At 44.3% G+C, this 9,845-nt stretch carries 12 protein-coding genes; 9 read left to right on the top strand and 3 right to left on the bottom strand.

Features of this window, described 5'->3' with window-relative positions:
* The coding region (locus ATB78_RS16740; protein ID WP_179946996.1) for a transposase at positions 1-316 on the bottom strand (316 nt) is incomplete at its 3' end.
* A gap of 81 nt (positions 317-397) precedes the next feature.
* Between ATB78_RS16740 and ATB78_RS16735 the strand changes: the two genes are divergently transcribed.
* The 6 genes from ATB78_RS16735 (at position 398) to ATB78_RS16710 (ending at position 5,661) form a co-directional block, all read left to right on the top strand.
* The gene (locus ATB78_RS16735; protein ID WP_240537410.1) at positions 398-622 is read left to right on the top strand and encodes a hypothetical protein; all 225 of its coding nucleotides are present in this window, start codon (positions 398-400) and stop codon (positions 620-622) included.
* 63 nt (positions 623-685) lie between these two features.
* Positions 686-1,684, top strand: coding sequence for an AraC family transcriptional regulator (locus ATB78_RS16730; protein WP_061009311.1), 999 nt, complete (start codon positions 686-688; stop codon positions 1,682-1,684).
* A gap of 277 nt (positions 1,685-1,961) precedes the next feature.
* Positions 1,962-3,293, top strand: coding sequence for an amidohydrolase family protein (locus ATB78_RS16725; protein WP_020196868.1), 1,332 nt, complete (start codon positions 1,962-1,964; stop codon positions 3,291-3,293).
* Between the two features lie 79 nt (positions 3,294-3,372).
* Positions 3,373-4,005 carry a DUF3299 domain-containing protein gene (locus ATB78_RS16720; protein WP_009705370.1) on the top strand — a complete coding sequence of 211 codons (633 nt, stop codon included), beginning with the start codon at positions 3,373-3,375 and terminating at the stop codon, positions 4,003-4,005.
* A 111-nt stretch (positions 4,006-4,116) separates the two neighbouring features.
* Positions 4,117-5,343: a carbohydrate porin gene (locus tag ATB78_RS16715; protein WP_061009309.1), complete on the top strand. Its 1,227-nt coding sequence runs from the start codon at positions 4,117-4,119 to the stop codon at positions 5,341-5,343.
* A 99-nt stretch (positions 5,344-5,442) separates the two neighbouring features.
* Positions 5,443-5,661 (top strand): DUF6500 family protein, encoded by a 219-nt coding sequence (locus ATB78_RS16710; RefSeq protein ID WP_061009306.1) that lies wholly within the window; start codon positions 5,443-5,445, stop codon positions 5,659-5,661.
* Positions 5,662-5,709: 48 nt separating this feature from the next.
* Here the strand turns inward: ATB78_RS16710 and ATB78_RS16705 are convergent, their stop codons facing one another.
* Positions 5,710-7,413, bottom strand: a complete 1,704-nt coding sequence (locus ATB78_RS16705) for an FAD-dependent oxidoreductase (protein WP_061009305.1) — start codon at positions 7,411-7,413, stop codon at positions 5,710-5,712.
* Between the two features lie 151 nt (positions 7,414-7,564).
* Between ATB78_RS16705 and ATB78_RS16700 the strand changes: the two genes are divergently transcribed.
* From ATB78_RS16700 to ATB78_RS16690, 3 genes are read left to right on the top strand one after another with little or no spacing between them, the layout of a single operon-like run.
* Positions 7,565-7,858 (top strand): metalloregulator ArsR/SmtB family transcription factor, encoded by a 294-nt coding sequence (locus ATB78_RS16700; protein ID WP_053053530.1) that lies wholly within the window; start codon positions 7,565-7,567, stop codon positions 7,856-7,858.
* Between the two features lie 13 nt (positions 7,859-7,871).
* Entirely contained in the window at positions 7,872-8,285 is a 414-nt protein-coding gene (locus tag ATB78_RS16695) for a YeeE/YedE thiosulfate transporter family protein (protein WP_346393700.1), read from the top strand.
* A gap of 14 nt (positions 8,286-8,299) precedes the next feature.
* Positions 8,300-8,740 (top strand): YeeE/YedE family protein, encoded by a 441-nt coding sequence (locus tag ATB78_RS16690; RefSeq protein WP_061009301.1) that lies wholly within the window; start codon positions 8,300-8,302, stop codon positions 8,738-8,740.
* Here ATB78_RS16690 and ATB78_RS16685 read toward each other — a convergent pair.
* Positions 8,737-9,600, bottom strand: coding sequence for an endonuclease/exonuclease/phosphatase family protein (locus ATB78_RS16685; protein WP_061009298.1), 864 nt, complete (start codon positions 9,598-9,600; stop codon positions 8,737-8,739). The two genes, ATB78_RS16690 and ATB78_RS16685, sit on opposite strands and share 4 nt — an antisense overlap.
* Positions 9,601-9,845 lie beyond the last annotated feature (245 nt).

Below are 9,845 nucleotides of genomic sequence, written 5' to 3'. Positions count from 1 at the left end.
ATGAAACCTCAACTTCCTTAGCTCGGCGGCTTATACAGGTGTAGTGCGGGCAAACAAGCGGGATGTTAGCCAGCTTAAATACAGAGTCTAGAAAACCTTGTAGCGCTCTCAATGGCATAGAGAAAATGCGTTTCACCATCAGTGCGGTAGTAATGGCTAAGTCGCTGAATCGGCGAGGTCTACCACGCTTGCCTTGTTTGTTTTGTTTCCACTCAGCTATCGTTTCCTCATCAATCCAAAAGGTCAGAGAACCACGGTTGATTAAGGCTTTGTTGTACTGCTTCCAGTTAGTTGTTTTGTAACGAGGTTTAGGCATGAGGCTACGACGATTGATGGGGGTAGCCGATCAGATCGTAGCTTCTAGATTTAGTTCCATCGATTTAAGCAACAAAGCCATATGGGCGCAGAAACCATCAGCCCGGAACGTATTCACTTTAAAGTGGAAACGCCGGAACGTTTTGTCGGTAATCTTGACTACTGGCGGCAAGGCATCGAGCTAAACCTTGAGCAATTAGATTCGAGTAAAGAAGTCCGAATCAGCGCCAGAGTTGATATGAACGAGTATCAGATGCCTGCAGGTGAGTTCTCTCTCAATATGGAGTGGCACTTAGATTGCTATTAATGACAGCTAGGAAGTTTGTGCATAAACTAGAATAATCCTTGGTATTTTAAGATGATAGCTTGCATGCCCAATACAGATATTCCTTTGGTTCACTCGGAAGAAGTAAAGCTTTTTGCCACGATGCTCAATGAGCTTGATGGAGATATTCACTCATTACTTGAATCCGCCCGAATGCCACAGGATATCTTGTCTAACCAATCCCTTGACGCGTTTGTTCCAGAGAGCGCGCTAAAAGCCGTCTTCCAAACGTTGGGTGAACGCGCATCACCAGAGAAGTTTGCCTTGCTTACTTGGACGCTTTGTCACGACATTTACGTACCTAGATTTGCAAACCAAATTACTCAAACTCACTCGCTAAAAGCAGCCCTAGAAGATGTATCCCAACTGCTTAAACAAATCTCCGATAACGTGAGTATTTCTGTTCAATCACGCGGTGGGAAGTGGTGGCTAGTAAGAGAAAAACAGAACGCAGAAAGAGAATGGTTCCGCTACGCAGAAATGTTCTCCGCGATGTTTATGAATGAGTTGCTCAAAAAGCTTGTTGGCCCCCAATGGCGATTGGCAGAAGTCGGGATTCAAGATCTAGAAGCCGAACCTTTCAATCTGTTGCCGGGTATGAAGAGCGCGCAGTTCTTCACTGGTAGACCGGTTACTGCAATCTCAATCCCTAATGAATGGATTAACCAGCCAATTGCTTTCACGCCATCCCAGTCGGTGCCAAGTACAAGTTTTCGTGGTGAGGATGATAAGTTCAGTGACGCATTAGCAAGGGCACTCACGCCTTATCTCTCGATGGGTAAGATCTCTATCCAGTTCGCTGGTGAGTTGATTGACATGAATGCTCGCACCATACAAAGGCGGCTAGCAAATGAGGATACGACGTATAGAGAAGTGATCGAAGGCTTGGTACTTAAACAAACGCTAGAGCTGTTAGCGGACCGAGACCTGAGTATCACCCATATTGCGCTCAAATCAGGCTATTCAGATTCTGCTCATTTCACCCGTGCATTTAAGCGAATGATGAATCTCACGCCTAAAGCGTACCGTCAATCTTTGTCATAATGAGTTACACATAAAACCTCTGAATAATCGGAGGTTTTCGTCTCAACTCACATTTCTATAACAATATCCGCATGTTGTCGTGTAAAGGCAATTAAACAACCTTGAAAGTCGTCATTATGACTTCTATGTTTTTAACGTAAGTCGTCTGTTTCATATGTATTTTTATCTGATCAGTTGTTTTTGGTGATCACTGAAATAGACGCCCTCATAACGCCGCTGTTTAAACAGGGAGGTTATAGGAAATGGACCCCAACTATCCAAAAACATAGGTGTAATAATGACAATTTCTAAGAAGAACCTTTCTTTAGTCGCGCTATCTTGTGCGTTCGCCCTCAATGCCAATGCAGCCTCAACGCTGTTTACCAACGTCGATGTTTTCAATGGCACGGATGAAAAGCTACTGCAAAACCAGAACGTATTGGTTGTCGATAACTTAATCAAAGAGATTTCGGCTAAACCGATAAAAACCGACAAGCAAACCACGACGATTAACGGCGAAGGCTTAACCATGATCCCTGGCTTGATCGACATGCATTCCCACATGTGTATTCAGGAAGGCATGTTGGTAGGTCGAGATGGTTACGATCAAATGGCAATGGGGGCTCGTGCCCACGTTTCCATGATGCAGTACCTCGACCAAGGTTTTACCACAGCTCGTGACGCAGGCTGTAACATTCTTGGTATGGCAAAAGCCATCAACAATGGTTTGCTAGAAGGCCCACGGCTATTCCCAGCGGGCGGTTTCTTGAGTCAAACTGGCGGTCACGCAGATACCGGTAGCTTCAATGATGTACCAGGGCGCGTTGACGATCTTGAACGCCACGGCTTTGGCTATATCGTTGATGGTGAAACAGAGGCTCGTCGTGCTGCACGTCAGAACCTACGTTCTGGGGCAACTCAAATCAAGATCATGGCTGGCGGCGGTGTTGCAAGTGAGTTTGACCCAATCCATATGACGCAATTCTCCAAAGAAGAAATGGAAGCGATTGTGGGTGTAGCGGAAGATTATGGCACTTATGTCATGGCACACGCCTATCATGACCGTTCGGTTAATCGTGCCATTGATGCTGGAGTGAAAGTTATCGAGCATAACTTCCTTATCTCTGAGGAAACCATCAAGCGAATGAAAGAGAAGGGTGTGGCACTTTCTGCGCAAGCGGTGATGTCTCTCGAAGCCTTTGCGGAACCAGAAAAGATCACCTTCTTTAGTCCAGATCAAAAAGCCAAAGCGACCAAAGTAAACGAAGGCGCGAAACAGATGTTTGAGTGGGCGCGTAAATACGATCTTTTGATTGTGACTGGCGGCGATATGTTTGGTCCGGCTTACAATACACGCCAAGCAGACAATATGGTTTGGATGGAGAAAGTCGGATTTACTCCTTATCAAATCATGAAGATGGGGACATCAAACGCAGCAGAAGTGCTTAGTTGGTCGGGTGGTATGAATCCATATAAATACGGTAAATTGGGCGTCGTAGAGCCTGGTGCATATGCAGATGTGGTGCTGGTGGACGGAAATCCTCTGGAGGACATCACAGTTCTTAACGATTACCAAGATAAATTCAAAGTAATTATGAAAGACGGCAAGATCCACAAGAACACCTTGTAGTAAACTCTGCAATCAGTTTGGGGGCATACGTTGTCCCCAAATTTTTCTCTAAAAGACAAAGAACTATTCAAGGGAACGTATGAAGAAGTACCTATTGGCTGGCTTAGTTTTGCTGGCTTCATCAAATGTATCCGCCGATCAATTAAGCTGGGAGCAATTGCTGCCGGTGAATGTTCCTCAGATTGAAGACCCATTTGTAAAACTCACAGACCAACAACTTTTTGAACTGGGCTCTCTTGCAAGATATCGCGATTCTCAAAATCTCAATGAGCAACAAAAGCAAACCATGAAAGAACTGGAAGACAGTTTAAAGGCTGACGACTTAGACATTGAGTGGTTGTTCAAAAAGCGCAACGAAATTACTGAACATCGTCGTATGTTGGCATCAATGCCAAACACAACGCTAACAGAAGAAACTTATGAAATTCCTGGCTTTGTTACGCCAGTAGAATTTAACAATGACGTTGTCACAAAATTCTTCCTTGTTCCAACCATGGGCGCATGTATCCATACTCCTCCGCCACCTGCAAACCAGATTGTATTGGTTGATTATCCAAAAGGTTTAAAACTGACGTCACTTTACGAACCAATTTGGGTGAAAGGCGATCTGCATGTGAAAAAGACCAAAGCAGACGTTTCATACTCTGATGGTGCTGCCAACGTAGAAACTATCTATCAAATGGATGAGGTTTCTATCCGACCTTATCGATAAGAGTACATATCGAAAATACATAAAAGCAGTGAGCTGTCGCTTAATGGCAATTTTCAAAACTCTGAGTCATTAAAATCTCTTTCTAGAAATCAATTTAATGAGAATCCAGACATGAAAGTAACTGTTCCAAAGCTTAGTTTTATCGCTCTTTCACTTGTAATGGCGTCATCGGTTAACGCGGCAAACTTTGGTAGCCCTGATACGGTGGACAATACTATTGCAGAAAATGCTCGAGAAAAACGCTCATGGCGTGAGTCATTAGCTGAGGAACACAATGTTACTTTCGGTCTGGACTATCAATTCCTTGGTCTAACGGCCTCAGAACCTCAAAGTGGTGGTGAAGATACAGCAAGCGCTGGTGTTGCTCGCTTTTATGGTAGTTGGAATCTTGTTGGGCTTGAATCTGGCAATACGGGCGGATTGGTTTGGAAAGTCGAACACCGCCATGCGTACAGCGATTTGTCACCGAAAGAGTTTAGCTTTATCGGTAACGGGTTAGGTTATGCAGGGATGATTGGTCCAGCATACAGTGATCAAGGGGCTCGTCTAACCAACCTATATTGGAAGCAAAAGCTCAACGGTGGCAAAACTTCCTTCATGGTGGGTTTCCTAGATACAACTGACTACGTTGATGCCTATGCATTGGCAAGTCCTTGGACCGGATTTACTAACCTTGCATTCAGCACTGGTGGAGGCTCGATTGGTCTACCGGATGATGGGATTCTCGGCTTGGCCGTCGGTCACATGCTGACTGATAACTTCTATATGGTTGCAGGCGTCGCAGATGGTAAAGGGCGTTCAGATGAGCCATTTGATGGCTTCGATACCTTATTCAACGATCATAAATTGTTTACGACGTTCGAGCTGGGTTGGACGGCCTCACAAGACCAAATCTATACCGACAATGTCCACCTAACGGCTTGGCATTTGGATGGCGACACGCAACATAACCTAACGAATAAAGACAGCGGGCAGGGTATTAACTTTTCAGCAAGTTATTTTGCTACAGAGCAATTGATGCCATTTGTTCGCGGCGGCTTTTCGGAAGGTGATGTGGCGCTTTATGATCGCTCCCTGACGGTGGGGATTGGTTACTTTGGTTTAGGTAAACCAACCAACAACCTAGGTTTCGCGGTTAACTGGAGTCATGTTAACGATAACCTAGAGCACGCTTATGGTGTGGATGACTCTGAACAGTTCACTGCCGAGCTTTACTACAACATGCAGTTGAACGACTACATCCAAATCACACCGGATATTCAGTACATCAAAGACCCAGCATTTTCGAATAAAAGTAGCACTTGGGTATTAGGTCTTCGCGCGAGAATATTCATCTAGATGATTATGTTTATTTGCCTTACCAAGAATAACTGTATATAAACACAGTCATTCTTGTTTTGGGTTAATTTTGCTATCGCAAAGAGAAAGGGAAAGGCAATGAACATCGTGTTAAGAGACAAAATCATTCAGGTGTGTAAGAAGAAAATAGAGCAGAAAGGCGACAATGTTGGCGTTTCCTTTTATGCCTTTTTCGCTAATAAGAATGACAATCCTGAGTTATTGATGGAAGCTGCGACTTGGTGGATTCAAACTCATCAACTCGATCACTTCGAAAAAGCGACCAAGATTATTCAATTAGTCGAATCCGAGATGTAGAAAGGGGCACATAACGTGCCCCTTTGTCTAACTCTGCTTAGTTAGAGATTAAGCTTTTGCGAACTTGTAAGTACGGTAACCGCCAAGCAGGTTACGCGCTTTAAACCCTGAGTTGACCAGTTGACGATAAGCGACGTTACCGCGCAAACCGACCTGACAATAAATCACGACCTCTTTATCTTTCGGCAGTTCATTCATACGTTGGCGAAGCTGGTCGACAGGAATATTGATCGCGCCTTCAATGAAGCCTACAGATTCCAATTCTCCCGGATTACGAACATCAAGCAGCACTTGGTTTTCTGACAGGTTGTCGATTTCATCAAAATGAATCGCTGTTGCGTCACCTTTAATGATGTTGTTCGCAACGAACGCCGCTTGGTTAATCACATCTTTCGCTGATCCATATGGTGGCGCGTAAGTTAGCTCAAGGTGTTGTAGTTGTTCTACCGTCATACCAGCACGCTGAGCAACTGCCATTACGTCGATGCGTTTATCAACGCCATCTTTACCTACAGCTTGTGCTCCTAAAATCTTTCCGGTTGCTGGATCAAACAACATTTTGAACGACACAGTTTCTGCGCCAGGGTAGTAGCTCGCGTGGCTTGCTGTGTGGACATACACTTTTTCATAAGCGATGTTTTCACGTTTTAGCTGCTTCTCGTTTTTACCAGTAGAAGCGACGGCCAAATCAAAGATCTTACAGATCGCCGTACCTTGTGTACCTTGATAAGTTTCTTGGCGGCCAAGCATGTTGTCTGCTGCCATACGACCTTGACGGTTTGCCGGACCGGCCAACGGTACAAGTGTTTGTTCGCCAGTAACAAAGTCTTTCTCTTCAACCGCATCACCAACGGCATAGATAGAAGGATCGCTGCTCTGCATGTATTCGTTGGTGTAAATACCGCCTAGCGCACCAATTTGAAGACCGGCCTCTTGCGCGAGTTTTGTCTCAGGGCGAACACCAATCGCCATGATCAGGATATCGGTATCCAGCTGGTCACCATTGTTTAGAGACAATGTCAGCTTTCCTTGAAGGTGTTGGTGCGTGTCATCTTCACCCGCTTCAGTATTAGCAACAGATTGGTTCGCAACGTATTCAACAGAAGATAGAGCAACGCCTAAACGCAGGTCGATGCCTTTCTCACGAATTTCAGCATGAGCAAAGCCTGCCATTTCTCGGTCAACGGGTGTCATCACTTGATCCGCCATTTCAACCAATGTGGTTTTTACGCCAAGCTGGTGGAAGGCTTCCATCATTTCCAAACCGATAAAACCACCGCCAACGACCGTAGCGTGTTCAACTTTGTTGGTTTCGATCGTCTTAATGATGCGATCCATATCTGGAATATTGCGCAGCGAGTGCGTTAATGGATTATCAATACCCGGAATAGGCGGCACAACTGGACCTGCACCAGGGCTAAGTAGAAGGAAGTCGTAATTCTCTTGGTATTCAGAGCCATCAAGTAGGTTCTTAACCGTAACCGTTTTATCTTGGCGGTTAATTGAAACCACTTCGTTCATCACACGAACATCAACATTGAAACGCGCTAAAAAGCTCTCAGGCGTTTGAAGAAGCAGTTTGCTGCGTTCTTGGATATCGCCACCAATGTGGTACGGCAAGCCACAGTTTGCAAATGACACAAATGGACCGCGTTCAAACATAATGATTTCTGCGTCTTCACTAAGACGACGAGCGCGAGCTGCTGCAGATGCACCGCCAGCAACACCACCAATAATCACGATTTTGCTCATGGATTTCTCCTACTGAATGATCGAAAACGCCTACACCTTACTTAAATAAATTAGCCATGTCTAATGTTAATTCAACTACATTAGCATTGACTTAATAATATTAATTAGTAATATCTAATAAAATTTAACGTATTGATGAAGGGGCATAAGAATGGGCGACAGTATGCTACAAAGCGCGACCGAAGCGAGTGAGCTACTTAAAATTATGGCTCATCCGGAGCGCTTAATCGTGATGTGCAAGTTGATTGAAGGCGAAAAAGGAGTCAGTGAACTGTTTGAAGGCTCAACATTAAGCCAATCAGCCTTTTCACAACACCTCACAGTATTGAGAAAACACGACATCATCAAAGCTCGAAAGGTGTCTCAGCAGGTGTTTTATTCGATTTCTGATGGGAGAGTCGCTCCGCTGATCGAAGCGTTTAACCAAGTTTTCTGTAAGCAATAATTCAAACTTTATATTGGTGATTGTTATGTTTGAAGTTCCTTGGATGTCGCTTTTGGGCGGCGTAATGGTTGGCGCATCAGCGGTAATATTGATGCTCTTCACTGGTAAGACAGCGGGAATCAGCGGGATATTAAATGGCGCTGTTGAGAATACAGATCGCGTTTGGCGAATTGTGTTCTTAATTGCGATCGCATTAGGCGGTGTGTTTGCTGTGTATGCCCTTGGCGGACACGTACCAACTGAGTACAGCGCCTCTCTTGGTTTGGTTGTCGTTGCTGGTTTACTGGTTGGGGTCGGTACACGTATCGGTAATGGTTGCACAAGTGGTCATGGCATTTGTGGGATGGGGCGTTTATCTATCCGTTCTGTAGTCGCAACGTGTACTTTTATGGCAACCGCCATGTTAACCGTCTTACTAGTCTCGTAAGGAATAGTGTCGTTATGAAAACTCAGGTAATAAAAAGTATTAAGCAAATTTCCATCGTTGCATTTTCTGGTGTGCTTTTTGGTATTGGTATGGTGATTTCCGGTATGGCTGATCCGGCCAAAGTTATCGGCTTTCTCGATATTACCGGTTCATGGGACCCAAGCTTAGCCTTCGTTATGGGCGGAGCACTTGCGGTGTTCGTTCCTGCTTATCTTTTATTAATAAAGCCAAGAAGCAAATCTGTGTTTGGTGATGAGATTGTCTGTCCGACTTCTAAAACGATAGACAAAAAGCTAGTTGGTGGTGCAGCACTGTTTGGTATTGGTTGGGGCTTATTGGGTGTGTGTCCTGGTCCTGCGGTTGCCAGCCTTTTTACTGGCAACGTACAAGTTCTGCTCTTTATAGCGGCAATGTTGGTTGGGTCATTCACCGCTAAAAGAGTGGTTCGTGGCTAAAAAGATAGCGTCGTAGATACAGGGCAATGATCACTCAGTTTGTAGTCGAGCACATCTTGTGTTTTGAAAACGGTTTGAACACCAGACGACGCCTTTAAATCACCACTTACTATAATGTGGTCTATCACCGAGCGGAATTGGTGGGTTTTATTCGGATTACGATTAGAACGCACTTTACATTCCGCTTTGGTATTTTTGGTCACTAACTTAGCATCGGTATTGTCCGATAGCACTTCCCATAACCAATCTCCTCGATAACCCAAATTGTGGTTAAAGTCGCCAAGCACCACATATTGTTGTTTGTTGTCTTCTCGCGCTTTTATCCACTTAGCTAGTGCCTGTGCTTGTTGTTTCATTATCTTACAGTCGCGGTTATTGCGATATGCGCCACTGCAACCCGCTTTTAGATGCACAGAGAGTAGGTGAGTCTCGTTGTCTTGGTTTGGATTCAAAACAAGGTAGCTGGCGAAGCGGAGCTTGCTGTTGCCTCGTGTGATAGAAAAGTCTGGTTTGTCTAATACGTTTACGCCATTACGCACCGCGAAACCTGTGTATTGATTGGTATCGTTGAACTGAAGATGTCGATTAGAAGCGTTCGCACGATCAGACAGATAAATAGTGAAGTCATTGCCAACGGCTTTTTGGATGGCAGCAGCACTTTCGACTTCTTGAAAAGCAAGAATGTCGGCTTGTGTTTTATCCACATAGTGGGTCAGTTTTTCAAAATCTTGTGGTGTTCTCGAAACTTTTCCACCATCTATAGATAACCATTCAATATTCCAACTGGTTAAGTTGATGGAATTTTGAGCGAATGAAAGAGAACTAAAAAGTAATATCGTCGTAACAAAAAGTGATCGCATTTTGGTCTGTTGCACTCCTATTATTTAGCGCATTCCTTTCCATCCTTTATCCTATAAGACCTCGAAAAAAAGCAAGTGGATTTCGCTCCAATTTTGCAATTTTCACAGTTTTCTTCGCAACTGAGATCAACGCCAATAAGATCGATTTGTTCTTGTTCGCTACCCATTTTTTATTGATCAAAATCAATGTTTTCAATTGGTGCTTCTCGTTAAATACGCCACAATATATTGTGTCATCAGAATAA

The sequence above is a fragment of the Vibrio sp. CUB2 genome (assembly GCF_001557945.1).
Taxonomy (GTDB): domain Bacteria; phylum Pseudomonadota; class Gammaproteobacteria; order Enterobacterales; family Vibrionaceae; genus Vibrio; species Vibrio owensii.
The sequence above is the reverse complement of the archived record's forward strand: the minus strand, read 5'-3'. Positions and strand labels throughout refer to the sequence as shown.